This window comes from Bradyrhizobium sp. 195, assembly GCF_023101665.1.
Taxonomy (GTDB): Bacteria; Pseudomonadota; Alphaproteobacteria; order Rhizobiales; family Xanthobacteraceae; genus Bradyrhizobium.
This window is the reverse complement of sequence record NZ_CP082161.1, coordinates 860,137-885,238: the sequence shown is the minus strand read 5'-3', so window position 1 is coordinate 885,238 and position 25,102 is coordinate 860,137. Positions and strand designations below refer to the sequence as shown.

17 protein-coding genes are annotated in these 25,102 nt (G+C 64.3%); 2 read left to right on the top strand and 15 right to left on the bottom strand.

Annotation, left to right across the window (positions count from 1 at the left end):
- Positions 1-5 precede the first annotated feature (5 nt).
- Positions 6-488, top strand: a complete 483-nt coding sequence (locus IVB26_RS04105; RefSeq protein WP_247970692.1) for a CinA family protein — start codon at positions 6-8, stop codon at positions 486-488.
- A gap of 200 nt (positions 489-688) precedes the next feature.
- On the opposite strand, the gene IVB26_RS04100 is transcribed toward IVB26_RS04105, so the two are convergent.
- The 13 genes from IVB26_RS04100 to IVB26_RS04040 all read right to left on the bottom strand — a co-directional run bounded on the left by IVB26_RS04100 (position 689) and on the right by IVB26_RS04040 (position 14,641).
- Positions 689-964, bottom strand: a complete 276-nt coding sequence (locus IVB26_RS04100) for a DUF1488 family protein (protein WP_346732880.1) — start codon at positions 962-964, stop codon at positions 689-691.
- A 137-nt stretch (positions 965-1,101) separates the two neighbouring features.
- The gene (locus IVB26_RS04095) at positions 1,102-1,716 is read right to left on the bottom strand and encodes a tetratricopeptide repeat protein (RefSeq protein WP_247970690.1); all 615 of its coding nucleotides are present in this window, start codon (positions 1,714-1,716) and stop codon (positions 1,102-1,104) included.
- A 121-nt stretch (positions 1,717-1,837) separates the two neighbouring features.
- Positions 1,838-3,307, bottom strand: coding sequence for an AMP nucleosidase (locus IVB26_RS04090; protein WP_247970689.1), 1,470 nt, complete (start codon positions 3,305-3,307; stop codon positions 1,838-1,840).
- Positions 3,308-3,522: 215 nt separating this feature from the next.
- Positions 3,523-4,857: an HlyD family type I secretion periplasmic adaptor subunit gene (locus IVB26_RS04085; RefSeq protein ID WP_247970688.1), complete on the bottom strand. Its 1,335-nt coding sequence runs from the start codon at positions 4,855-4,857 to the stop codon at positions 3,523-3,525.
- Positions 4,854-6,602, bottom strand: a complete 1,749-nt coding sequence (locus tag IVB26_RS04080) for a type I secretion system permease/ATPase (RefSeq protein WP_247970687.1) — start codon at positions 6,600-6,602, stop codon at positions 4,854-4,856. The genes IVB26_RS04085 and IVB26_RS04080 overlap by 4 nt, the downstream gene beginning before the upstream one ends.
- A gap of 256 nt (positions 6,603-6,858) precedes the next feature.
- The gene (locus IVB26_RS04075) at positions 6,859-7,128 is read right to left on the bottom strand and encodes a GlsB/YeaQ/YmgE family stress response membrane protein (protein ID WP_018321362.1); all 270 of its coding nucleotides are present in this window, start codon (positions 7,126-7,128) and stop codon (positions 6,859-6,861) included.
- Between the two features lie 157 nt (positions 7,129-7,285).
- Positions 7,286-8,263 (bottom strand): ABC transporter ATP-binding protein, encoded by a 978-nt coding sequence (locus IVB26_RS04070; protein ID WP_247970686.1) that lies wholly within the window; start codon positions 8,261-8,263, stop codon positions 7,286-7,288.
- A complete protein-coding gene (locus IVB26_RS04065; RefSeq protein WP_247970685.1) occupies positions 8,260-9,675 on the bottom strand; it encodes an amidase in 1,416 nt (471 codons plus the stop codon). Before IVB26_RS04065 ends, IVB26_RS04070 begins: the two co-directional genes overlap by 4 nt.
- On the bottom strand, positions 9,672-9,869 hold the full coding sequence (locus IVB26_RS04060) for a hypothetical protein (protein ID WP_247970684.1): 198 nt from the start codon (positions 9,867-9,869) through the stop codon (positions 9,672-9,674). The genes IVB26_RS04065 and IVB26_RS04060 overlap by 4 nt, the downstream gene beginning before the upstream one ends.
- Complete coding sequence (locus tag IVB26_RS04055; protein WP_247970683.1) at positions 9,866-10,927, bottom strand: ABC transporter ATP-binding protein; 1,062 nt, start codon at positions 10,925-10,927, stop codon at positions 9,866-9,868. The genes IVB26_RS04060 and IVB26_RS04055 overlap by 4 nt, the downstream gene beginning before the upstream one ends.
- A gap of 2 nt (positions 10,928-10,929) precedes the next feature.
- Positions 10,930-11,832, bottom strand: coding sequence for an ABC transporter permease (locus IVB26_RS04050; RefSeq protein ID WP_247970682.1), 903 nt, complete (start codon positions 11,830-11,832; stop codon positions 10,930-10,932).
- Between the two features lie 2 nt (positions 11,833-11,834).
- Positions 11,835-12,788 carry an ABC transporter permease gene (locus tag IVB26_RS04045; protein WP_246919844.1) on the bottom strand — a complete coding sequence of 318 codons (954 nt, stop codon included), beginning with the start codon at positions 12,786-12,788 and terminating at the stop codon, positions 11,835-11,837.
- Positions 12,789-12,985: 197 nt separating this feature from the next.
- On the bottom strand, positions 12,986-14,641 hold the full coding sequence (locus IVB26_RS04040) for an ABC transporter substrate-binding protein (protein WP_247970681.1): 1,656 nt from the start codon (positions 14,639-14,641) through the stop codon (positions 12,986-12,988).
- A 200-nt stretch (positions 14,642-14,841) separates the two neighbouring features.
- Here IVB26_RS04040 and IVB26_RS04035 point away from each other — a divergent pair, with 200 nt between their 5' ends.
- Entirely contained in the window at positions 14,842-16,437 is a 1,596-nt protein-coding gene (locus tag IVB26_RS04035) for an ABC transporter substrate-binding protein (RefSeq protein WP_247970680.1), read from the top strand.
- A 129-nt stretch (positions 16,438-16,566) separates the two neighbouring features.
- Here the strand turns inward: IVB26_RS04035 and IVB26_RS04030 are convergent, their stop codons facing one another.
- Both IVB26_RS04030 and IVB26_RS04025 read right to left on the bottom strand, forming a co-directional pair.
- Entirely contained in the window at positions 16,567-18,798 is a 2,232-nt protein-coding gene (locus IVB26_RS04030) for a CHASE2 domain-containing protein (RefSeq protein ID WP_247970679.1), read from the bottom strand.
- A 140-nt stretch (positions 18,799-18,938) separates the two neighbouring features.
- Positions 18,939-24,785, bottom strand: a complete 5,847-nt coding sequence (locus IVB26_RS04025; protein WP_458309312.1) for a VCBS domain-containing protein — start codon at positions 24,783-24,785, stop codon at positions 18,939-18,941.
- Positions 24,786-25,102: the final 317 nt, after the last annotated feature.

Here is a 25,102-nt window from a genome sequence, read left to right as displayed (position 1 = left end):
GGGAAATGAAAGAGCTCGTCGGCATTGCGGAACAGATCGCGGCCAAACTGATCGCGCGCAAACAAACCATCGTCGTGGCGGAATCCTCGACCGGCGGCCTGCTCGCGGCCAGTCTGCTCGCAGTGCCCGGCGCCTCGGCTTATTTTCTCGGCAGCGCAGTGGTCTACACCCGCGATGCCCGGCGCGTGCTGATGGATATTTCGGACGAAGGAATGAAGGGCTTTCGCTCCTCCTCGGAACCCTATGCGCAACTGCTGGCCGAGCAGATGCGGACACGCTTCAACAGCGACTGGGGCCTGTCCGAGACCGGCGCAGCCGGCCCCACCGGCAACCGCTACGGCGACGCCGCGGGTCATAGCTGCATGGCAGTCGCGGGGCCGGCGACAGAGGTGATGACGCTGGAGACGGGGAGCAATGACCGGTTCGCGAACATGCAGGTGTTTGCCGCGACGGCGCTGAGATTGTTGTTGAGGAAGCTGGAGGGATGAGCGGCGCGATGTGAGTGAATTGGGGCCGTCCCACCACCAACACCACAGTCATCGCCCGGCTTGACCGGGCGATCCAGTATTCCAGAGACCCGCGTTGGAGCGCTCGCTCTCACCATACCTGCCGCGGCGTACTGGATGCCCCGGTCAAGCCGGGGCATGACAGCGGAGGGTGAGGCATGACAGCGTAGCGTGCGGCAGCCTCATCGCCCCAAATGCCTCATGAAGATCCGCACCACATATCCCTGAAACCGCGGCGCTTCGTCGTACAGATTCGACGCGATCCGCTCGATGGTCTCGCGCAACGACAGGAATTGCGCCTGCCGTGCGCTGCTTTCGGTGCCCTGCATGCCCGCGAGCTCGTCCATCGCGGCGTCGCTGATCTGGCACTGAACGACCTCGTCGTCGTTCAGCATGGTGAAGCGAAAGGCCAACCGTTGGAGGTCGTGGCCGATGATCTTGTCGCGCGTCAGCGGCATCCAATTGTCCCGTTCGCCCCCCCGAACGGGACAATGCTGAAAATCTGCCGCGTTGTCACCATCTGCCCCGAAAGACATGGCCGTCATCCGGGCGCCCGTCATCAGGACGGGACCGGTGAACCGTCTGCTCGCCAGCTTCAATAGGTGAGCGCTGTGCCGGTTGGCCTATCGAGTGCCGCGGACAGCGATCGATATTCCTCGCAGTTTGTCCCGCAAATCGACGCAATGCGGCCAAGGTGATAGAGCGCCTGCTCGCGATTGCCGCGCTCGAGCTGCCACAACCCGTAATATTGCCACGTCAGCACGTGGTTCGGATCCGCCTTCAATGCGCGCTCATACCAGACCTGCGATTGCTCGTAGTCGCCGAGCTTGCGATAGGAGTAGCCGATGAGGTTGGCGACGTTCGGATGGTCGTCGTGGCCGAGCGACTTCAATTGCGCGATCGCGGCTGCATAGTCGTTGCGCTCGTAGATCGTGTCATAGGCCATGCGATAGCCGGGCGCGAATGCGGGATCGTCGATGCTGGACTGGTTGTTCGGCTTCTTGCCCTTCTGGGTTGCCTTGCTACCCGGGCGCTTCGGATAGGTCGGCTGCGGCTTTTGATCCGAATAGGCTCCGGCATAGGGATCGGTGGAACTGACGCCACCCCCGCCTCCGCCACCCCCGCCTCCACCCGCGGCGAATGCCGGCGAGCTCAACAGGGCTGCCGCGAATGTACCCAACGCGACGCACCTGATCATCGCTGCGATCATGTCTGCCTCCTGTACTGTTTCAAGCGGCCCCGGACGAATTGATAACCCTGACTCGGCGGCAATATTCCGGGACGCTGCGCTTCAGAAGGCATCAGCGTTCGTACGACAGAGCCGGTGTCCTTTACTGGAACGCGACCTCGGCGAAGCTGCGCAGCTTTCGCGAATGCAGCCGCTCCGATTCCTGCTGCTTGAGTCGCTCCAACGCCTTCAGGCCGATCTCGAGATGCTGGCCGACGCGGCGGCGGTAGAATTCGCTGGCCATGCCGGCGAGCTTGATCTCGCCGTGCAGCGGCTTGTCGGAGACGCAGAGCAGCGTGCCGTAGGGCACGCGGAAGCGGTAGCCATTGGCGGCGATCGCCGCTGATTCCATGTCGAGCGCCACCGCGCGCGACTGCGACAGGCGGCGGATCACCGCCGGCCCGGAGATCTCCCAATTGCGGTTGTCGACGCTCGCCACCGTCCCCGTGCGCATCAGGCGCTTGAGCTCAAAGCCTTCGAGCCCCGTGACGTCCTCGACCGCCTCCTCGAGCGCGACCTGCATCTCGGCCAGCGCCGGGATCGGCACCCACAATGGCAGCTCGCGGTCGAGCACGTGGTCCTCGCGCACATAGCCGTGCGCGAGCACGTAATCGCCGAGCCGCTGCGTGTTGCGCAGGCCCGCGCAGTGGCCGAGCATCAGCCAGGCATGCGGGCGCAGCACCGCGACGTGGTCGGTGACGTTACGGGCATTGGACGGACCGGTTCCGATGTTGATCAGGGAGATGCCGCGATAGCCCGGCGCGACGAGGTGGAAAGCCGGCATTTGCGGCGTGCGCGCAGGCGCGTCCCCGGTGGTGGCGCCGCCGCTGCGCGTGATGACATTGCCGGGCGTGACGAAGGCTTCGAGGCCGGCCTCGCCGGACTGGAGCCGCTGCTGGCAGGCTTGCGCGAAAGCGTCGACATAGAACTGGTAGTTGGTGAAGATCACAAAATTCTGGAAATGCTCGGGGTCGGTGCCGGTGTAATGATAGAGCCGGCGCAGCGAGTAATCGACGCGAGCGGCCCGAAAGAGCGACAGCGGCTCGGGCGCGCCGGGCTGGAGCTCGAACGTGCCGTCGGCGATCGAATCGTCCATCGTCGCGAGATCAGGCACGTCGAACGCATCGCGCAGCGATCGCGTGACGGCGGAATTCTCGCTGGTGGTAATGGCGGCCTCGATATTGATATCGCGGCGGTAGGCGAAGTGGATCGGGATCGGCTCGGCCGATTCTCCGATCTCGACCGGAACGGCATGGTTCTGGATCAGCAGTCCGATCTGTTCGACGAGATAGCTGCGGAACAGATCCGGCCGTGTGACGCTGGTCTCGTGCACGCCGGGCCCGGCGACGAAGCCATAGGCCAGGCGCGAATCCAGCCGCGCATGCGTTGCGGTGGTGACGCGGACGAAGGGATAGTAGGCCCGCACCCGCGTCGTGATCGCTTCGCCGCCAACATAGGCCTCGAACCGATCGCGCAGGAACTTCGTGTTGCGCTCGTAGATCTCTTCCAGGCGGGCAACGGCGAGGGACGCGTCGGAGAAGGATTCGGTGGCGATGGAGGGGAGAGATTGCATGGGTCGACCGCCGGGTTGCTGAGGCTCGAGTCGAACTATAGCAAAGAAGGCGGTGCCGTAGGGTGGGTTAGCGCAGCGTAACCCACCACTTCTGCTTCCGCGGATAGAGAAGTGGTGGGTTACGGCTTCGCCTAACCCACCCTACGAGACCGAATGTGCCGCGCGTGATCCCGGATGCGCGCCAAGCGCGCTCCGGGAAGACGCGCTTTCGCCGGTCACTTCTCCCGGAACGCCCGCATCAGCTGGTCGTGCAACGGCTTCATCAGATAGGACAGCATGGTGCGGTCGCCGGTCTGGACGAAGGCTTCCACGGGCATGCCGGGAATCATCTTGACCTCACCGAGACGGGCGATCTCTTCGGCGGGCATCGAGACGCGGATGGTGTAGTAGCTCTGGCCGGTGCGCTGGTCGGTGGTGACGTCCGGCGAAACGCGGCTGACGAGGCCGTTGAGCTCCGGTGTGGTGCGCTGGTTGAAGGCGGAGAGGCGCAGCAGCGTCTTCTGGCCGATCTGGAGCTTGTCGATGTCGACCGGATTGACCTTGGCCTCGACCTGGAGATCGTCGGCCTGCGGCACGATCAGCATCAGCGCATCACCGGCGGTGATGACGCCGCCGATCGTGTGCACGGTCGATTGCAGCACCATGCCGTCCTGCGGCGCGCGGATGTCGATGCGACGAAGCTGGTCTTCGGCGGCGACCTTGCGCTCGATCAGTTCGCCGATCTTGTCGTTGGTCTCGCGCAGGTCCTTGGAGACTTCGCTCACCACGTCCTTGTCGACCTGGATGATCTGCAGCTCGGTCTCGGTGATCTTGCCCTTGGCCTGGGCGCGCGAGGCGATGTACTGCGCACGCTCGCCGTTGAGGCGTGCCGAGTCGCGTTCGAGCTGGGTCAGGCGGGAGATCTGCACCAGGCGCTTGTCATAGAGCTCCCGCACGCCGGTGAGCTCGTTCTGCACCAGCGAGATCTCCTGGTCCTTGGCCTTCTCCTGGGCGCTGAGGCCGGAGATTTCCTCGTTGAGCTGCGTGATGCGCTCGCGTAGCTGCGCCTTCTGTCCGGTGCGGCCGTTGACGCGGACGTCGAACAGCTTAGTTTCGGCGGAGAGCAGCAGCTTGACGTCAGGATCGCTGGCGCGCTCGAGCAGGGCTTGCGGAAATTCGATTCTGTCGACACCGCGCTGCTCGGCCTGCAATCGCGCCGCGCGCGCCTGCGCGGCATCGAGATTCTTGGTGACGATGGCAAGGTTCGCCTTGGTGACGGTGTCGTCGAGCCGCACCACGATGTCGCCGGCCTTGACCAGGTCGCCGTCGCGGGCGCGCACCTCGCCGACCACGCCGCCGGTCGGGTGCTGCACTTTCTTGACGTTGGATTCGACCACGATCTGCCCGGGCGCAATCAGCGCGCCCGAGATCAGGACCGTGGACGCCCAGCCGCCGAGACCGACGACCAGGACGACCACGATCACGAGGCCGAGGATCAGGTGAAACTTGATGGATTCACGCACGGTCTTCTTCGCGGCAGGTTTCGGGCCGCCGATGGCCATCGTGCTCATGGCTTGGCCACTCCGCCTTCGCTGACGATCTTGATCGGTGCCGGCGGCGTCACGCGCGGCTGCAGCACCTGGGCGAGCACCTGCTCCTTCGGGCCGAACGCCTGCATGCGGCCGTCGCGCAGCACCAGGACCTGGTCGACCGCCTCGACGCCGATCGGGCGGTGTGCCACCACGATGACGATGGCGCCGCGCTCGCGCGCGGCACGGACCGCGCGAGTCAGCGCCTCATCGCCTTCGGTGTCGAGATTGGAGTTGGGCTCGTCGAGCACGATCAGGAAGGGGTTGCCATAGAGCGCACGCGCCAGCGCCACGCGCTGCGCCTGGCCTGCGGAAAGCGCCGCGCCCTGCTCGCCGACTTGGGTGTTGTAGCCCTCGCGCATCTTGATGATCATTTCATGCACGCCGGCTTCTTTCGCCGCCGCGATGATGCCGTCGGAGGTCGCCTCGGGGTCGAACCGGCTGATGTTCTGCGCGATGGTGCCGCCGAACAATTCGACGTCCTGCGGCAGATAGCCGATGTGGCGGCCGAGCGCGTCGGATGACCATTGATCGAGCGCCGCGCCGTCGAGCCGCACCTTGCCGCGCACCGGCTGCCAGACCCCGACCAGCGCGCGGATCAGCGACGACTTGCCGGAGCCGCTCGGGCCGATCACGCCGAGGCCGTTGCCCGCGGCGAGCGTGAAGGTGATGTCCTGCACGATCAGGCGCTGGTCGCCGGGCGGCACCATGGCGACGCCTTCCACCGAAAGCCGGCTGGTCGGCGCCTGCAACTGGGTCGGCATCGCCTGCGCCGGCATCTGCTCCAACAGGCGGGTGAGGCGATGCCAGCTCTGGCGTGCCGCGACAAAGGATTTCCAGTGCGCAATGGCGAGATCGACCGGTGCAAGCGCGCGGGCGGAGAGGATCGAACCGGCAATGATGATGCCGGCGGTCGCCTCCTGGTGGATGACCAGATAGGCGCCGACCGCGAGCACGGCCGATTGCAGCATCATGCGCAGCACCTTTGCGACCGCACCGAGACCGCCGGCAACGTCGCTCGCACGCTGATTGCCGGCGAGATATTTTTCGTTGGCCTCGCTCCAGCGCGCGTTCATCCGGCCGGCCATGCCCATCGAGACCATGACTTCGGCGTTGCGGCGGCTGGCCTGGGCGAGATCGTTGCGCTGGGCGGCAAGGCCCATCGCCTCGCGCGCCGGCTGGCGCGACATGAATTCGGTGACCAGCGTCAGGCCGACCAGGATGATGGCGCCGATCAGCGCGGTGACGCCGATCATGACGTGGAAGGCGAAGCAGATGGCCAGATAGAGCGGCAGCCAGGGCAGGTCGAAGAACGCGCTCGGGCCCATGCCGCCGAGGAAGGAGCGGACATTGTCGAGATCACGCAGCGGCTGCAGACCTTCGTTGCGGCTGCCGACCAGGAGCGGCAGGCGCACGATGGTGTCAAACACGCGCTTGTTGAGGGCTTCGTCCAGGGCGGTGCCGACCCGCCCCAGGATCCGGTTGCGGATCATGTCGAGCACGCCCTGCGCCATGTAGAGGAAGCTGGCGAGGATGATGAGGCCGACAAGGGTGGGAATGCTGCGGCTCGGCAGCACCCGGTCGTAGACCTCCAGCATGAAGATCGACCCGGTCAGATAGAGCAGGTTGATCATGCAGCTCATCAAGCCGACGCCGACGAACGCCGTGCGACAAGCGCGCAAGGCGTCACCGAGCTCTGAACGGCGGACGCCAGGGATGGCTGCCATCAGTCTGGTCTCTTTCCGGTGAGAGGCAAAGCCCCTGATTTCAAAGACGAAATCAGAAGTACTTGACCCGGATTAACATCGCGTTTTCCGCCCGTCCAACGCAGTCGACCTAATCCAGGCCTCCATGAGCCACATCTACCCCTGATGGCATTGTGCGCAAGTCCGGAATTTCACAGGCTTGCGGCTTTTTCTTGCGGGCTTTCAGGCTCTTCCCGGAAAAGCGAGAGCCCGAAAGTTCCGATCCGCGGAGCGCGGGCTAGAACCGGCCCCCGCCACGCACCAGCCGCACCACCAGGAGCAGGATGACCGCGCCGATGGCGGAATAGACGATCTCCGACACCAGGCCCGTGCCGAGACGAATGCCGAGCTTCGGAAACAGGAAGCTCGCCACCAGCGCGCCGGCGATGCCGACCACGATGTCGCCGATGATGCCGAACCCGGTCCCGCGCACCACCTTGCCGGCGAGCCAGCCGGCCACAAGGCCGACGAACAGGATGACAAGCAGGCCTTCGTTGGAAATGTACATAAGTGAGGTCCCTCTCCGTGAACGGAGCCATGGAACGGGAACCGGGATGAATGCGGTGTGAATGCTGTTCCCCGGCGGCTGGGAAGAGAAAAAGCCGAAAACAACCCCATGCACAGTAGCCAAGTCGGTGTTGTCGCAGAATAATTTCGAGTGAGTGTTACGGCACTGCGGCCGCCTGCTCCGCCAGCACGCATCGCGCCGCCCGGCCTGCTCCCACCTCCACATTCGCAGGCAATTGCTCCAGGCAACGAGGCTGGGCCGCCGAACAGCGGGGGGCGAAGGAGCAGTTGTGGGGCTTTTCGCCCAGCGAGGGCGGCGTGCCGGGGATGGTTTCGAGGCGTTGCCCGCGCTTGGCGCCATTGATGGTCGAGGCAAGCAGGCCCTTGGCATAGGGGTGCACCGGGGTGCGGACGATGTCGCGAAGCGTGCCCTGCTCCACGATCTGGCCGGCATACATCACCGCGACGCGGTCACAGATCTCGATCGCGACGCCGATGTCGTGGGTGACGAAGATGACGGACATGCCGAACTCGCGCTGCAGCTCGCGCAGCAACAAGAGGATCTGGATCTGCACGGTGGCGTCGAGCGCCGTGGTCGGCTCGTCCGCCAGCAGGATTTTTGGACGGCAGGCCAGCGCCAGCGCAATCATGGCGCGCTGGCGCATGCCGCCGGACATCTCGTGCGGATAAGCGTCCAGCCGCCGCTTGGCGGAGGGGATGCGCACGACCTCGAGCATTTCCAGTGCGCGCGCCCTGCCCTCCGCGTAACTCTTCCCTTCGTGACGCACGACACTTTCGGCGATCTGCGCGCCGATCGTGTAGACCGGATCGAGCGCCAGTGCCGGCTCCTGAAAGATCATCGAGACGGTCTGGCCGCGGAACGACGACAATTCCGCATCGTTCATGGCGAGCACGTCGCGACCCATCACGTTGACCGCGCCCGAAATCTGCGCGCGCTTCTTCGGCAGTAGCCGCATCAAGGCACGCAGTGTCACGCTTTTGCCAGAGCCGGACTCGCCGAGCAGGCCCAGCACCTCGCTGGTTCCGAGCGTGAGGCTGAGATCGTTCACGGCATAGACCGTGCGCTCGCCGGTGAAGCGGATGTTGAGGCCTGAGATCTCGACGAGCTTTGTCATGACGGCAGTTTCGGCAATCGATCGTGGTAGTCGGTGACGCGCTGGAACGCGGCGCCGATGGTGAGCAGGGTCGCTTCATCGAAGGAGCGGCCGATCAGCTGCATGCCCACAGGCAGGCCGCTTTTGGTGAAGCCGGACGGTACGGTGAGCGAGGGCAGGCCGAGATAGTTCACGGGACGGGTGAACAGGGTCAGGCGCTGCACCATGGCCGGCGCATTGGGGCCGCCGCCGACATCGCTCTCCTCGATCGTCGGCGCCGGCACCGGCGAGGCCGGTGCGATCACCGCGTCGACACCGGCCGTGGCAGCATGGTGCGCGGCCAGCGCCGGGCCGCGCCAGCGCATCGCCTCCAGATAGGTGATGGCGGGAACGGTGAGACCGTTCTGAAGCCGCATCAGGACCTGCGGGCCATAATCCTGCGGACGCTCGATCATCCAGCGCTTGTGGAAGGCGGCAGCTTCGGCGGCGAGCACGAGCTGGCTCGCCGAGGACAATTGCCGCTGGTCCGGCAGTTCGACCGTCACGATGTCGGCGCCCTCGCGCTTCAGCACCGCGATGGTCTCGTCCAGCACGCGGGCGACCTCGCCGTCGAGATCGTCGACATAGAAGGACGCGGGCACGCCGATCTTGAGGCCCTTCAGCGAGCCCTTGGTCGCAGCGACATAGTCCGACAGCGGCTCGTGGCTGCAGGTGGAATCGGCGGGGTCGGCGCCGGCCATCAGCGCCAGCAGCAGCGCGCAATCCTCGGCGGTGCGGGCGAGCGGGCCGACGGTGTCGAGCGATTGCGACAGCGGCATCGCACCGGCGCGGCTGACGCGGCCGACGGTGGTCTTGAGCCCGGTGACGCCGCAGAAATGCGCGGGCATCCTGATCGAGCCGCCGGTGTCGGAGCCAAGCGCCGCATAGGTCAGCCGCGCGGCAACCGCCGAACCGGAGCCGGATGAGGACCCGCCGGTGATGTGGGCGACGTTCCAGGGATTGCGCACCGGGCCGTAATGGGCGTTGTGGCCGGTCGGGCCGTAGGCGAATTCGGCGAGGTGCAGCGTGCCGAGGCGCACCTGTCCGGCATCCTTCAGCCGCTGCAGGGCGGTGGACGTGACGGTTGGCACGAAGTCGCGGCGGATCAGCGAGCCGCAGGTCGCGACCTTGCCGGCATCGTAATACATGTCCTTGTGCGCGAGCGGCACGCCATGCAGGGGTCCACGGACATTGCCCTTGGCGAGCTCGGAATCGGCGGCCTCGGCCGCCTTCAATGCTGCCTCGGCCTCGACCGACATGAAGGCGTTGAGATGCGGCTGCCACTGCGCGATGCGCTGCAGCAGCGCGCGCGTCACCTCATGCGAGGACAGTTGCTTCATCGCGATCGCGCGCGCGACCTCGGTGAGCGTCATCAATGCAGGCTCGGTGCTCATTTCGAGACCTTCTGCGTCTGCGCGATCGGATAGAGCGCGGGCTCGAGGTCGAACGGCAGCGTGCCGGCGATGGCCTCGAAGCCTTCGAAGGCAGGCCCGATGGAGTTGGAGATGCGCATCGCGATCTCGTCGTCCACGGGGACGCCGGCGATTTGCGCGATCGGCTTGATCTCTTTCGGTGTCGGTCTCGTCATGCGGTCTTCTCCCTGGGCGCGCGGCTATGGCCTGAACCCGGTATCGCCATGTAGCACGCGGCCTCGTGGCCCATTCTATCGAGCGCGGTGAGCTTTGGTGTCGCATTTGCGCAGAGCGGCTCCGCAAACGGGCAACGGGTGTGGAAGCGGCAGCCCGAGGGCGGATCAATCGGATTGGGCGGATCGCCCGTGATCGGCGGCGTCTCGGTGCGCCTGTCGGGGTCGGAGGACGGCATCGCAGCGAGAAGCGCGCGCGTGTAGGGATGCGCGGGGCTATCCCAGACCTGGTCGACCGGGCCGAGCTCGACGACCTCGCCGAGATACATCACCAGCACGCGATCCGAGATGTAGCGGACGACGTTGAGGTCGTGGCTGATGAACAGATAGGTCAGGCCGAACTCGCGCTTGAGATCGGCCAGCAGATTGAGCACCTGCGCCTCGACGGACTTGTCGAGCGCGGAGACGGCTTCATCCAGGATCACCAGCCTTGGCGACAATGCCAGTGCTCGCGCGATGTTGACCCGCTGGCGCTGGCCGCCGGAGATCTCGTGCGGATAGCGGCTCGCGAAGTTTTCCGGGCGCAAGCCGACCTTGCCGAGCAGCTCGCGCGCGAGGGTGCGCGCCGCGCCGTCGGCCATGCCGTGGACCTTGGGGCCGAACGCGATCGACTCCTCGATCGTCAGGCGCGGATTGAGCGAGGCGTAGGAATCCTGGAACACCATCTGCATGCCTCGGCGTAGCTCGCGCAGCGACAGCGACTGTCCCACGGTCATGCCGTCATAGATGATGTCGCCGGTATCGCGCGGCATCAGATGCATCAGCAGCCGCGCCGTGGTCGACTTGCCGCAGCCGGATTCGCCGACGATGCCGACGGTCTCGCCCTTGGCAACAGTGAAGGAGACATTGTCGACGGCGCGCACGGTTCGCTTGGCGGCGAACAGCCCGCCGCGCACCGGAAAATGCTTGGTCAGCCCGTTGACCTGCAGCAGCGGCTGCGCGACGCCACCGACGTCCTCGACGGGCTCCAGCATTTCGACGGATGCGTTGTTCTCGCTCATGGCTAGTTCCTGATGTCCATGGCGCTGCGCAGGCCGTCCGAGAGCAGGTTGAAGCAGATCGAGACCGCGAAGATCATCGCGCCCGGCAATGCTGCGACCCAGGGATTGACGTAGATCGCGGTGCGCAAGGTGTTCAGCATCAGTCCCCATTCCGGCTCCGGCGGCTTGGTGCCGAGACCGAGGAAAGAAAGACCGGCGGCCAGGATCATCGAGACCGAAATGAGACTGGTGGCATAGACGAAGATCGACCCCAGCACATTGCCGAGGATGTGCACGCGCATGATGGTGAAGGGCCCGGCGCCCGACGCACGCGCGGCCTCGACGAAATCCATGTTGCGCACGCCTGTGGTGACGCTCTCGGCGACGCGGGTGATCTGCGGCACGAACACGACGGTCAGCGACACGATGGAATTGAGGATGCCTGCCCCGAGCGCGCCGGAGATGGCAATCGCCAGCAGCACCGACGGGAAGGCATAGAACACGTCGATCGTGCGCATGATCGCCGTGTTGAGCTTGCCGCCGACATAACCGGCGACGAGGCCAAGCGAGGTGCCGATGCAGAAGGCGAGGATCACGGGCAGGATGCCGATGACCAGCGACAGCCGTCCGCCATAGATCAAGCGCGCCAGCATGTCGCGGCCTAGCTCGTCGGTGCCGAGCGGGTAGCCCGCTGTGCCGATGTGGCGCAGGCGGCGGATCATCGAGCCCTTGTAGGGATCTTCCAAACCCAGCCATGGCGCGAGGATCGCCGAGAGGAAGATCAGCAGCAGCACCAGCGCGCAAGCCATGCTGACCTTGTCGCGCCTGATGCGGCGGCCGACGGTCGCCCAATAGCCGCGCGCCTTGGTCGCGGGCGCGGCCTGCAACGCGGAGTCGGTGGTGGCGGACAACGGAAGCTCGCTCATCGCTAGCCCCGCTTGATGCGCGGATCGATCGCGGCTTGGGCGATGTCGACCAGGAGATTGAGGAAGACGAAGAACAGCGCCAGGATCAGGATCGTGCCCTGGAGCAGCGGCAGATCGCGCTGGAAAATTGCCGAGTTGAGCAGGAAGCCCGAGCCCGGCCAGGAGAATACGGTCTCGATCAGGATCGAGCCGCCGAGCATATAGCCGAGCTGAAGCCCCATCACCGCAAGCGCCGTGGGCGCGGCGTTCTTGATGACGTGGCGGAACACGCCGCGCTCGTGCAGGCCTTTTGCGCGCAAGGCCTCGACGAAGTCCTGGCTGAGGATATCGCCGGTGAGCGCACGTACGGTACGGGTGACGATGCCCATCGGAATCACCGACGTCGTGATTGCCGGCAGCACCAGATATTTCAGGTGGGCCCAGTCCCAGGCCCAGGAGTTGGAGCCGTTGGGCCCGGCACCGACCGCGGGCAGCCAGTTCAGCTGCACCGAGAAAATGATGACGAGCACCATGCCGAGCCAGTAATGCGGCACCGACACGCCGGCGATGGCGAAGGAGGTCGCGACCTTGTCGATCCAGGTCTCGCGAAAATAGCCTGCGATCAGGCCGAGCAGGATGCCCATGGTGAAGCCGATGATCGCGGCGGCGATCGCCAGCGTGACGGTGTTGCCGACCGCGCGCATGACCTCGGCGAGCACGGGGCGGCCGGTGGCGATGGAATTGCCGAGATCGCCATGCAGCGCGCGCAGGAGCCAGAGGCCGAACTGCACCGGCAGCGGGCGGTCGAAGCCATAGGCGGTACGCAGTTGCGCGGCAAGCTCCTGCGAGGCGTCGGCCGGCAGCACGGCCACCAGCGGATCGCCCGGCGTGATGTGCACGAGCAGGAAACACACCAGCGCCACGCTGATGACGATCGGAACGACATAGACAATGCGTCTGGCGATATAGGCGAGCACGTTGCTTCTTTTTCTTCCCTTCTCCCCTTGTGGGAGAAGGTGGCGCGAAGCGCCGGATGAGGGGTTCTATCCGCGGAGATTGTTGCATCGATGGAGGGGTTAACTCCCGCGGAGAGAGACCCCTCACCCGGCTTCGCTTTGCGAAGCCACCCTCTCCCACAAGGGGAGAGGGTGCACCGAGTACGTGGCTAGCGGCACTACTGCATCGACACCAGGGAGAAGTCGATGAACCAGCTCTTCGGCTGCACGACGCCTGTCACCTTCGGGCTCATGGCGCGGGGGCCGACGTCGTGGGCGACGTAGAGGAAGGCCGCGTCGTCGACCGAGGCCGCGTGCAGCTCCGCGAGCGCGGCGTCACGCGCGGCGGGATCGAAGGTCTGGCGCGCTTTCTTCACCAGCTCGTCGAACTTGGGCTCGTTGATGAAGCCCCAATTGTTCGAGACCGGCGCCGCCATGCCCGACTGCAGGAAGCGCACCAGCGCGAAGAACGGGTCCATCGCCGCATAGGTGACGTTGGTCGCATTGGCGCCGTTGGCGCTGGGGTCCTTGGCGCCGCGGCGCCAGTTGGTGAACAGCGTATTCCATTCGATGACGTCGAGCTTCACGTCAAAATAGCACTCGGCGAGCGCCTGCTGGAGATATTCGTTCATCGGCAAGGGCTGCATCTGGCCCGAGCCTGACGCAGACGTCTGGGTCTTCACCGTCAGCTTCTTGTTTGGACCGAAGCCGGCTTCCTGCATCAGCTTTTGCGCAGCTGCCTTGTCGTATTTGATCTGAAAGGTGGGCTTGCCGCGCCAGGGATGACCGGGCTCGAAGGTGCCGGTCGCCGGTACCATCAGGCCGGCGAGCAGGCCGTCCCTGAGGCCCTCGCGATCGACGCAGAGGTTCGCGGCCTTGCGCACGCGGATGTCGTTCCAGGGCGAACCCTCGATGCGCGAGAACTGCCACGGCCAGACATGGGGCTGCTCGTTGGCGTAGAGCTTGAAGCCGCGCTGCTTCAATTCGGGCAGCGCGTCCGGCGCAGGTGCCTCGACCCAATCGACCTGTCCGGAGAGCAGCGCCGCAGTGCGCGCGTTTGCTTCCGGCATCGGCAAGAGCACCATCTTGTCGACCTTGGGCACACGCGCCTTGTCCCAATAGCTCGCATTCTTCACGAGTTCGAGCCGCTCGCGCGGCGTGAAGCCCGCCATTTTCCACGGACCGGTACCCGCTGCGTCCCTGGCAAACGCAGTCCATGCGGCCTGCGACTTGGCCTTGGCATCGGCGCCTTCCGCCTTGTCATAGAAATGCTGCCACTTCGCCGGGCTCGCCATGAACAGATTGGTCAGGTTGATCGGCAGGAAGCTGTCGGGCTCCTTGGTGGTGAGTTCCACCGTCATGTCGTCGATCTTCTTGGCGGAGGCCAGCGTCGGCATGCGCGAAGCGGTGACGCCGACCTGGCTGGCGTCGAATTGCGGCGCGTCCTGCTTCAGCACCTTCTCGACGTTCCACACCACGGCGTCCGCATTGAACGGCGAGCCGTCGTGGAAAGTCACGCCGGGGCGTAGCTTGAAGATCCACTTGGTCTTGTCGGCATCGTCGACCTTCCACTCGGTGGCAAGGCCGGGGATCACCACGCTCGCCTTCTCGGCAGAGGACAGGTCCCAGCCGGTCAGCGCGTCGTACATGGTGAGGCCGGTGAAGCGATTGCCTTCAAAGCCCTGATCCGGCTGCCCCAGGGTGCGCGGAATATCGGCAGCGGTCATGCCGATGCGCAGCACGGTCTCCGCGCTGGCGACGCGCGGCCAGGCAGCGGCCGTAGTTAGAGCGAGCACCGCGATCAATGCCGCGCGCGTGTTCTTCTTAGTAAGCATCGCCTCAATCCTTTTCCGGCTTCGATGACTATTTTTGATGCAATCGTATGCAATGGCTATGCCAAAGAGAAACTTATTCTGTCATTTGTCACTGCGACGACAAGTCCTTGTGGCCCGCGCGCGGGTAACCGCATCGCGCTGCCTATTCTGGCATCAAGATTGCAGGTTCGGCTCCGAAATTTCGTTGGGAGCTTTGGGCCATGCGTCTCCGTTTATCGACCTGTCTCGCCGTGCTTGCGCTGGCGTCGTCCGCAATCTCGGCGCGCGCCGAAACGGTGGTGCGCTACGGCATCTCGATGGCGGATATCCCGCTGACGACGGGGCAGCCCGATCGCGGCGCCGGCGCCTATCAGTTCACGGCGTACACGATCTACGATCCCCTGGTGGCCTGGGAGATGGACGTCGCCGACCGTCCCGGCAAGCTGGTGCCGGGTCTCGCGACCGAGTGGAAGGTCGACGATGCCGACAAAACCAAATGGCGCTTCACGCTTCGCAACGGCGTCAAATTTCACGACGGCAGCGAGTTCAATGCCGATGCGGTGATCTGGAATCTGGACAAGGTGCTCAACGACAAGGCGCCGCAATTCGACAAGCGGCAGAGCGCGCAGGTCAAGACCCGCCTGCCCTCCGTCGCAAGCTACGCCAAGATCGACGACTTCACGGTTGAGATCACCACCAAGACGGTCGATTCCTTCTTCCCCTATCAGATGTTGTGGTTCCTGGTGTCGAGCCCCGCGCAGTATGAGAAGCTCGGCAAGGATTGGGACAAGTTCGCGAGCCAGCCCTCGGGCACGGGGCCGTTCAAATTGACAAAGCTGGTGCCGCGCGAGCTCGCCGAGCTGACCAAAAATCCGGACTACTGGAACAAGAAGCGCATTCCCAAGGTCGACAAGCTCGTGCTGGTGCCGATGCCGGAAGCGCTGACCCGCACAAACGCACTGCTTGCCGGGCAAGTCGATCTGATCGAGACGCCGGCACCGGATGCCGTGCCGCAGCTCAAGGCCGCGGGCATGAAACTCGTCGACAACGTCACGCCCCATGTCTGGAACTATCATCTCAGCGTGCTGCCCGGCTCGCCCTGGACTGATATCCGCCTGCGCAAAGCGTTGAACCTCGCGATTGATCGCGAGGCCGTGGTCGGCTTGATGAATGGCCTCGCGAAACCCGCCAAGGGCCAGGTCGACCCGTCGAGCCCATGGTTCGGCAAGCCGAGCTTCGAACTAAAATACGATCTGGCCGCGGCGAAGAAGCTGGTCGAGGAAGCGGGCTATTCGAAAGCGAAACCACTGAAGACCACCTTCATCATCGCGCAAGGCGGCACCGGCCAGATGCTGTCGCTGCCGATGAACGAGTTTTTGCAGCAGAGCTTCAAGGAGATCGGCATCGACATCGACTTCAAAGTGGTCGAGCTCGAGACGCTCTACACGCACTGGCGCAAGGGCGCAGCCGACGAGATGAACGCGGGCATTACCGCCAACAACATCGCCTATGTCACGTCGGATCCGCTCTATGCCATTGTCCGCTTCTTCCACTCGGGCCAGATCGCGCCCGTCGGCGTCAACTGGGGCGGCTACAAGAATCCGAAAGTCGACGCGCTGATCGACGAGGCCAAGCAGACCTTCGATGCCGCCAAACAGGACGCCCTGCTGGCGCAGGCGCATGCCCTGATCGTGGACGATGCCACGCTGGTCTGGGTCGTCCACGATACCAACCCGCACGCGCTGTCGCCGAAGGTGAAGCAGTTCGTGCAGGCGCAGCACTGGTTTCAGGATTTGACGACGATCGGGATGGAGTGAGGGCGGCAGACACTGGGGTTGTAGGGTGGGCAAAGCGAAGCGCGCCCACCACTTCGGTGTTCGGAAAGAGATCGTGGGCACGGCGCAAGTGCGCCTTAGCCCACCCTACGGCAGCGGCGATGCGGGCGACTACTTCGTCAGCAGCGCATACGCTCCGGTCCAGCCCTCGGCCGGTGGATTGAGCTGGAAATCCTTGATGCGGGCCTCATAGAGCCTGAACAGCTTTTCCAGCGTGTCGGCGTCTTCGCTGCGGCGGCCGCGTTCGATCGCGTCCAGCGCGCCCTGCCAGTCGCGGCCGCGGTAACAGCCGAGCATCTCGATGGTGATGTTGCGCAGGCGCTGGAAGGCGGCCGAATGCATCACGTCCTCGCGGCCGGCTATTGCGTAGATCACCTCCGGCTCGGTCTTGCCTTTGACCATGATGAAGTCGAGCTCGAGGATCGCGAACTTGTCCTTGGCGGCGAGCGCGGTCCTGGATCCCACGATGATGGGAAAGCCGTATTCCTTCGACTGGCCTTCCAGGCGCGAGGCGAGGTTCACACTGTCGCCGAGCACCGAATAATTCTTCTTCAGATCGGAGCCCATGTTTCCGACCACGCCGATGCCGGTGTTGAGGCCGATGCCGACATTGAGCGGAATATAGACATGGCCGCCCTCGGCAGCCTCCTCCTCGCGCTCCTTGTTGACTGCGTCGATCTGCTCCAGCATCTGGATCGCCGCCTCGCAGGCGTTGATCTCGTGCTCGGCATCGTCGAGCGGCGCGTTCCAGAACGCCATGATGGCGTCGCCCATGTATTTGTCGATATAGCCCTTCCGCTCGATGATCACGTCGGTCAACGGCGTCAGAAAACGGTTCATCAGCGCGATCAGGCCTTGAGGGTCATGCTTATAGCTCTCCGAGATCGTCGTGAAGCCGCGCACGTCCGAGAACATGATCGTCATCTCGCGCTCTTCGCCACCGAGCACGAGCTTTTCCGGCGACTGCGCCAGCTGCTCGACCAGCACCGGCGACATATATTGCGCGAACTGCCCGCGGATCTGCACGCGCTGGCGCTGCTCGCGCACGAAGCTGGCGAAGATCAGCGTCAGGTAGACCGCCGTGGTCGAAAGCAGCGGATAGGTGAAGTCGATGAGGTAGCGGTACTGCGCGTAGAAGAACCAGGACACGCCGACCAGAATGGCGGCGAAGGTCGCACCCGCGAGCACGAGGCGCACCGGTCCGAGGTTCGGCGTGAAGATGATGACGAGCAGGCCGATGACGAGCGCAGCAAGCAATTCGACGCCGAGCGCATAGTTCGGTTGCGAGATTACCGCGCTGCTCAATACGCTCTCCAGCACCTGCGCGTGGATCTCGACGCCGGGCATGGCCCGGGATACCGGCGTGGTCTTGATGTCGTTCAACCCGCCCGCGGAGGTGCCGACAAGCACCAGCTTGCCGGCGAACTTGGAGGGCGGCAGGCTATTGTCGAGCACATCGACCGCAGAAACGTAAATCGAAGGATCACGGCGGGCATAGTGCACCCAGAGCTGGCCGTTCTTGTCGGTCGGCACTTCCACGCCCTTGAGCCGGATCGACCTGATACCGGCCTTGTCTGTGCGGACCAGCAAGGTCGGCGTTCCCGTGACGACGCGCAGGATCTCGAGGCTGAGCGAGGGCATGATGTTGCCCTGGGCGCGCATGATCATCGGCACGCGGCGGATCAATCCGTCACGCTCGGTTCTGATCGAGAACAGGCCGCGGCCGGCGGCAGCCTTTTCGATGATCGGCACGTTGCGGAGCAGGCCGGGGAATTCAAACAGGAAGCGCTCAGCCCCCTCCTCCCCGAGCGTCGCCACTCCCGTGAACGGAAGTGATCTATCGAGTTCTGACAAGACCTCTGGAAGCCCGGTCTCGCCCAGCACGACTCGCGAGCGCTTGATGGCGTCGGCCAGGATCTGGTCGTTGCTCGGCAACTCGCGTAGCTTGGCACGGGTGGCATCGTCCAGATAGCGCATCTGGCTCGCGACCAGATCCGGATTGAGCCGGTCGGGTTCGGAGAACACCACGTCGAAGCCGATCGCCACCGCGCCGTTGCTGGTGAGGTTCTGGATCAGATCGGCGATCCGCGAGCGCGGCCACGGCCACTGGCCGAGCCTGGCAAGGCTCTTGTCATCGATGTCGACGATGACGACCGGCCGCGCCGCCTTGTGGCGGGGGTCGATCAGCTGGAACATGTCGAAGGTGCGCAGCCGCAATTCCTGGATCGGCAGCGGATCCCAGAGGCGGGCGCCGGCAAACACGACCAGCAGCGCAAGGCACATCAGCCGCGCAAAGCCCAGCTTCCGCGCAAACCACCGCCGCAGGATCTTGAGACGTTTCATTCCGATCAAACTTCTTGCCACCGCTTGGGGTTCGATCTCGCACCGCCATGCCGCCGATGGCCACAGTTCGGCGACATAGGATAAGCGATTTTCGGCGCGATCAAAGCGGAATGAAGGGTCGCCTGCCTGGACGGACGCCCTTAACTCACATGAAGGATGAAGTCGCTGGCGTGGAGACTACCGACGACGGTATTCTTCAGGAGGATCTTGTCGTTGCTGTCGAGCGTAAGCAAGGTATCGGCGCCCTGCTGCTCCGCGTGCTGCGAGACCTGTGACCAAGACGTGATGCTGGTGAACTGCCGCAAGTCGATCTTGTCGAGGCAAGTCTCGAAGTCATTCACGGTGTGCTGAACCGCCGTCTGCGACGACGTCGGCGCGAACACGAACTGGTCCTTGGCGCCGCCGCCAATCAACGTGTCGCTCGACTCCGTCGCGAAAATGACGTCCTTGCCGTTGGCGCCTGCCAGAGTGATATCCTGGCTGCTCGCTCCCTCGACGAAGATGAAGTTGACCGTGTCGGAGTGGCCGGCCGAATCGGCGACGGTCAGCGTGATCTGGTCGGTCGCGGGCGGCTGCGGGTAATCAGCGGTGCTGGCGCCTGTCGGATCGTAGACGACGCCAGTTCCGCCGCTCGCGAGGCCCGCGTTGATTGCGTCGAGCGACCCCGTCATCGGAGCGAAATAGACGGTGCTGACGTCCGGATTTGCGGTCGACAGCGTAACGGTGAAGGTATCCGCCGCTGCGCCTGCATCGGTGTCGAGGACGGCAAGTTCGGTGATAATGTCGTTGCTGTTCTCGATGATGTGCTCGACCTGGAAGCGCGTGGTATCGATGACCGGGCCGCTGGCGTCGTCCGCCCCGGTCACGTCGACCGTGAGCGTGGCCGTGCCGGTCGCACCGTGCACGTCCGTGGTCTGGACCGTGAACGCATCCGTGTAGGAGCCTGCCGGCAGCGCATTGATGGCCGCTGCATTGGGAACGTAGCTGTAGTTGCCGTCATGGTCGACCGTCAGCGAGCCGTAGAGCCCCGCAACGGTTGCGGTCGCGTGATGATCCGCATTGAGGACGGCATAGGTCAGAGTCGCTGTCTCGCCGGTATCGGCATCGTGGCCCGCCAGCGTCCCGGTCAGATCCGAGAAGGTGTCGAGGGCGGCCGTGTCGGAGAGCGAACCGATATTAAGATTGTCGAGCGTCGGCGCGTCGTTCGTACCGGCGATGTTGACGGTGACGACTGCGCTCGTGCCAGCGCCAACAGCATCCGACGGAACGATGGTGTATTGCAGCGACAGCGTCTGGCCGGCGGCGAGGAAATCGAAGGCCTGGCTGCCCGAATTGAACTGCCACGTAAACTGGGCATGGGTAACCGTGCCGTCGAGGATGTCGCCGGTCGGAACGGAGAGATAGTTCAGCAGGTCCGCCTGCGACAGCCCGCCGACGCTGCCCGATTGCGGCACGCCGTCGAGAGTCACCTGCACCTGGCTGACCGACACCGTGACGTGATCGATCGCGTCGATGTCGGAAACCGTCAGCACGCCATGCGAAAGCTGGCCCGCATTGGTTTCCATCAGATCGGCAACGGCGCCGCCCGGCCCGGAGGTGCCGCTCGCCCAATCCGCATCGCCTTCGATTGCGAGGCTCTTGGCGGGGTTGACCGTATTGGCGGCCGCGGTCCCGCTGCCGTCGCCGAGCTGGTAATAGGCGGCCAGATCCGCTTCGCTGCCGGTGAGCGCGGTGAAATCGATCGACTGGATCTGCGCCTGCGTGAGCGCGGCGGTCCAGACGCTGACATCGGCGATCGAGCCGAAGAAGCCTTCCGCTCCAAAGCCCGCCGCGCCCGGCTCGCTCGCGGCGCCAATCATCATGTAGGACGCCGACGGATTCGACGGGCTGCCGTCGATCGGGTTGACGCCCCATGCCTGCGAATATTCGAGGTTTCCGTCGAGATAGAGCGTGAAGGTGCCGCTGTCGCGGGTCAGCGCGATGTTGTGCCATTGCGAGGCGGCGAGCGCGATGCCGGTATCCTCGATGTCGACGCCGCCCGCGAGAATCTGCAGCTCCAAGGTACCATCGACGTTGACGGTGCCGAGCAGACCGAAGCCGGTGGTCGAGGTGTTGCCGTTGTAGAACAGGATCTGGCCGTGGCCGGGTTCGGCGCCCCCGTTCCAGTTCACCCAGCCGTCCAGCGTCACGCCATCGGTGGCGACCGTCGGCACCTCGCCCACTGCGATCGTCTGTCCGTCGAAGTTCATGTAGTCCGACGTGACATAGGAAACCGTCGGCGCATCGTTGGTGCCGGCGATCGTGACGGTGACGTCCTGGCTGACCTTGCCGCCCTGCTGGTCGTCGAACGTGACGGTGTAGACTTGGGTGATGGTCTGCCCTTCCGCCAGCGACTGCAGGACGGGATCGCTGTTGTCCAATGTGAAGTGCCAGCCCAGCGTCGCAGCGGTGCTGGTATCGCTGCCGGATTCGGACACCGCGTCGATCGAGAAGGTGCCGATATGCGCACCGCTTCCGAAGCCCGGCAGGTCGGTGCTGACGGACGACGATTTGAACACCGCCTGCACCGTGTGGGTGTCGATCAGGTCGAGGTCCTCGATCGCCAGCGTGCCGCAGGTCGTTAGCGAGGCGCCCTCATCCTCGGTGACCGCGCCCGTTGCCGCGTCAGCATCGCTCGTGATCGTCGGCGCGTCGTTGGCGCCTGTGATCGTGACGGTGACGTCCTGGCTAACGATGCCGCCATGATGATCGTCGAACGTGACGGTGTAGACCTGAGCGATGGTCTGCCCTTCGGCCAGCGACTGCAGCATTGCGTTGCTGTTGTCGAGCGTGAAGTGCCAGCCCAGCGTCGCGCCGTTGTTGGTGTCCGTATTGCATTCGAGCACCGACGGATCGATCGTGAAGGTGCCGATGTTCGTGTCGTTGGCATCGAAACCCGGCAGAGCCGAGCTGACCGAAGACGACTTGAACACCGCCTCCGCCGTATGCGTGTCAATCAGGTCGACGTCCTGGATCGCCAGCGTGCCGTCGATCGACAGCGTCAGGTCCGCATCCTCGACGACATGACCTGTTGCCGCCGCGGCACTACTGGTGATGGTCGGTGCGTCGTTGGCGCCCGTGATCGTGACGGTGACGTCCTGCGTGACCGTCGCATTGTGATTGTCAATGAAAGTAACGGTGTAGACCTGGGTGATGGTCTGCCCTTCAGCCAGCGACTGCAGCATCGCATTGCTGTTGTCGAGCGTGAAGTGCCAGCCCAGCGTCGCCCCGTTGTTGGCGTCCGCAATGGATTCGAGCACCGACGGATCGATCGTGAAGGTCCCGATATTGGTCGACCCCTCCACAAAGCCGGGCAGATGCGCGCTGGACGCCGACGACTTGAACACCGCCTCCGCCGTATGCGTGTCGATCAGGTCCAGATCCTGGATCGCCAGCGTGCCGCCAATCGACAGCGTCAGGCCCGTGTCCTCGATGACCTTGCCCGTTGCCGCCGCAGTGCCGCTTGTAACGGTTGGCGCATCGTTGGCCCCAGTAATGGTGACCGTGACGTCCCGGGTGACCGTCCCGCCGTGATGATCGTCGACCTTGACGGTGTAAACCTGAGTGATGGTCTGGCCCTTGGCCAGCGACTGGAGCACCGGATCGTCATCGTCGAGCGTAAAGGTCCACTTCACCGATCCCCGAGAGCTGACGCCGGGACTCTCGACCACCGGCTCAAGCGCGAACGTGCCGATATGCGACGTGCCGTCGCTGAAGCCGGGCAGATGCGCGCTCGAAATCGTCGACTTCAGGACGAAACTCGCGGTGTGGGTGTCCGTGAGATCGGGGTCGTTGAACGTGATGGTGCCGTTGGCGGCGAGCGTGGCCGCACTATCCTCGGTTACCGCACCTGTCGGGGTGGTGGCGTCTTCGACGATCGTCGGCAGGTCGTTGGTGCCCTCGACGTTGACGTCCGCACCGTTGATGGACACGGTGATCGGCGTGCTGACGACGCCGCCGTGTCCGTCATCGACCTGCACCACATAGTTGAGCGTCAGCGTCTCGCCTTCGGCGAGGAAATCGAAGAGATGGTCGGGAACGCTGTAGGTCCAGGTGGCCGAGCCGTTGTTGCCGTTTCCGGCGCCCTGCACCACGGTCAGCGGCACCTCGACGGCGGCGATCGCGGCGCGCTGCTCCGGCGTCAGCGTTGCGGTGATATCGTTGCCTTCGGCATCGAGATATTTGAACGGATGGGTGGACGAGAGCGCCGCGCTCACGATCGGCCGGTCCGTCAGATCGACGTCGGTGAAGGCGACCGTGCCCGTGATGGTGTCCAGGGCATCGTTGCCGGTCCCGACCTTCTCGATGACGGTGCCGCCTGACGTCGCGACGGTGGGCTTGTCGTTCGTTCCCGTGATCGTGATGGTGATCGGGACGAACTTGCTCTCGGGGTTGACTGCGAAATTGGTGTCGACGCGGACCATGTAGGTCAGCGTCAGCGTTTCACCGGCCGCGAGGAAGTCGAAGACATTGTCGGGGATCGTGTAGGTCCAGACCGCCGACCCGTTGTTGTTGTTGGCGCTGTCGGCAACGACACTGATCTGGATCTGCGTCGCCGCGATGTCCTGCTTCTGGAGCGCGGACAGCGAGCCGGTGACGTCCTGCTGGCCAGCGTTCTTGTAGACGTAGTTCGGCGCGTCGTCGAGGCTCACCGACACCGTCGGGCGGTCGCCGAGGTTTTGATCGACGAAGGTGATCCGGCCGGAGACCGTGTCGGTATGCGCCGTATCACCCGTGGTGTCCGCGCGCTCGGTCAGCGCGAACGCCGTCTTCACGTTGCCGCCGAGATCGAGGCTTTGCACCAGCGGCTGGCCGGGCATACGGGTGACGATCGGCGTGGAATTGCCGGGACTGTCCTGGCCCTGCGGATTGAGGTTGACGAATGTCGCGGTCACGACGGCGCCGGAGGCCGACTTCAACATCACCTCCTGGCCGATCGGCGTGAGCGTGTCGGTGAAGTTCGTGGTCAGCTTGGTGTTGGTGTTGTTGTCGGTGAACTTCAGCGTGAACACGTCCGTGATCAGCTTCTGCACGTCCGGCGACATCAGCGCATTGGAGATCGAGACGTTGCCGCCGCTGATCTGGATCATCTGGCCGGCCTGGTTGACCGTCGCGATCGGCAGCAGCGTGACCTTGTCGAACAGGATGTAGGAGCCCGTCGTACCGTTCGGCTCGACCAGCACCTGGAAGCTCGCCTGCGGCTGCGGATCGCCGCCGCCGGCGGGAACGACGAAGTTGATCTGGGTCAGCACGGCGGTGCCGCGGATGCCCATGGTGGCGACCGGCGTGTCGATCTTCATGTCGCCGTGCTTGGCGGTCTCGCCGGCGACGAAGGTGATGGTGCCTGCGACCAGGCTGAGCAGCGAGGAATTGCTCGACCCGTTGGGGTCGTAGACCATCTCGTTCAGCACCATCCGCGCGTTGGAGGACAGGCCGAACACGGTGCCGTCGATGAAGGTGATGCCGAGCGTCGAATCGGCGCCGGTCGAGACCACGTCACCCTTCTCGACGTTGTCGCCGTTGTTCAGGATGACCGAGACGCCGTTGCGGATCGCGGTCGCGCTGCCCACGAGCTTGGTGACGTGGCCGATGACCTGGGCCGCGGCCGCGCCGGGCGCGGCTTGCGCAACCTGGACATGACCCGTGAGCGCGTTGACGACGTCGCCGCTGAGGTGGGCGCCGTCGGGGGAGGCGAGCGCGGCACGTTTATCGCCCCTGAAATAATCGTGAACGACGAACTCGTGCCCCTCGTGGGACAGCACGAGATCGAGCCCCGTGCGCTTGAACTCGCCGTTGAAGATCAGATTGGGGTCGGGAACAACGAACGCGCCCTCAGGCGCATGACCATGCGCTTTCGCCGTAAAGGAATCGACATGGCCCCCGGCAGATGCACGGGAACCTTGGCCGTCCAAAGAAATCGCGGCGTCAAATTGGCCAGCGTAATTCAATCGGGCACCGTAAAAAGGGTTAAAATTTAAGTAAGTATCGACCGCCTAAGCTTGCATAGCATTAGCAAGTCCTTAGCGATACCATCTATTGCTTGTGTGATTTCGCATCACTTGGCGGCAAGAGGCCCCGCGGGTCGGAACTTCTCCAGAGAAGCCAAGGTAGTCCCTCAAGTATTCTGAAGTCGAATTTAGCTCGTTTCCACGCATTTCCAGTCATCCAAGGTAACCTGCTGTATAGTCGCGCAGCAGATACTTGCATCATCTTTCCTTCACGGGGTCCCGCAGCATCCTGCGGCAAATACGGAGTTAAATCTGTG

Bases quoted from the DNA above. Each gene is read 5' to 3' on its own strand.
- IVB26_RS04105 (WP_247970692.1), top strand. From the start codon at position 6: ATGAAAGAGCTCGTCGGCATTGCGGAACAGATCGCGGCCAAACTGATC.
- IVB26_RS04100 (WP_346732880.1), bottom strand. From the start codon at position 964: ATGCCGCTGACGCGCGACAAGATCATCGGCCACGACCTCCAACGGTTG.
- IVB26_RS04095 (WP_247970690.1), bottom strand. From the start codon at position 1,716: ATGATCGCAGCGATGATCAGGTGCGTCGCGTTGGGTACATTCGCGGCA.
- IVB26_RS04090 (WP_247970689.1), bottom strand. From the start codon at position 3,307: ATGCAATCTCTCCCCTCCATCGCCACCGAATCCTTCTCCGACGCGTCC.
- IVB26_RS04085 (WP_247970688.1), bottom strand. From the start codon at position 4,857: ATGAGCACGATGGCCATCGGCGGCCCGAAACCTGCCGCGAAGAAGACC.
- IVB26_RS04080 (WP_247970687.1), bottom strand. From the start codon at position 6,602: ATGGCAGCCATCCCTGGCGTCCGCCGTTCAGAGCTCGGTGACGCCTTG.
- IVB26_RS04075 (WP_018321362.1), bottom strand. From the start codon at position 7,128: ATGTACATTTCCAACGAAGGCCTGCTTGTCATCCTGTTCGTCGGCCTT.
- IVB26_RS04070 (WP_247970686.1), bottom strand. From the start codon at position 8,263: ATGACAAAGCTCGTCGAGATCTCAGGCCTCAACATCCGCTTCACCGGC.
- IVB26_RS04065 (WP_247970685.1), bottom strand. From the start codon at position 9,675: ATGAGCACCGAGCCTGCATTGATGACGCTCACCGAGGTCGCGCGCGCG.
- IVB26_RS04060 (WP_247970684.1), bottom strand. From the start codon at position 9,869: ATGACGAGACCGACACCGAAAGAGATCAAGCCGATCGCGCAAATCGCC.
- IVB26_RS04055 (WP_247970683.1), bottom strand. From the start codon at position 10,927: ATGAGCGAGAACAACGCATCCGTCGAAATGCTGGAGCCCGTCGAGGAC.
- IVB26_RS04050 (WP_247970682.1), bottom strand. From the start codon at position 11,832: ATGAGCGAGCTTCCGTTGTCCGCCACCACCGACTCCGCGTTGCAGGCC.
- IVB26_RS04040 (WP_247970681.1), bottom strand. From the start codon at position 14,641: ATGCTTACTAAGAAGAACACGCGCGCGGCATTGATCGCGGTGCTCGCT.
- IVB26_RS04035 (WP_247970680.1), top strand. From the start codon at position 14,842: ATGCGTCTCCGTTTATCGACCTGTCTCGCCGTGCTTGCGCTGGCGTCG.
- IVB26_RS04030 (WP_247970679.1), bottom strand. From the start codon at position 18,798: ATGAAACGTCTCAAGATCCTGCGGCGGTGGTTTGCGCGGAAGCTGGGC.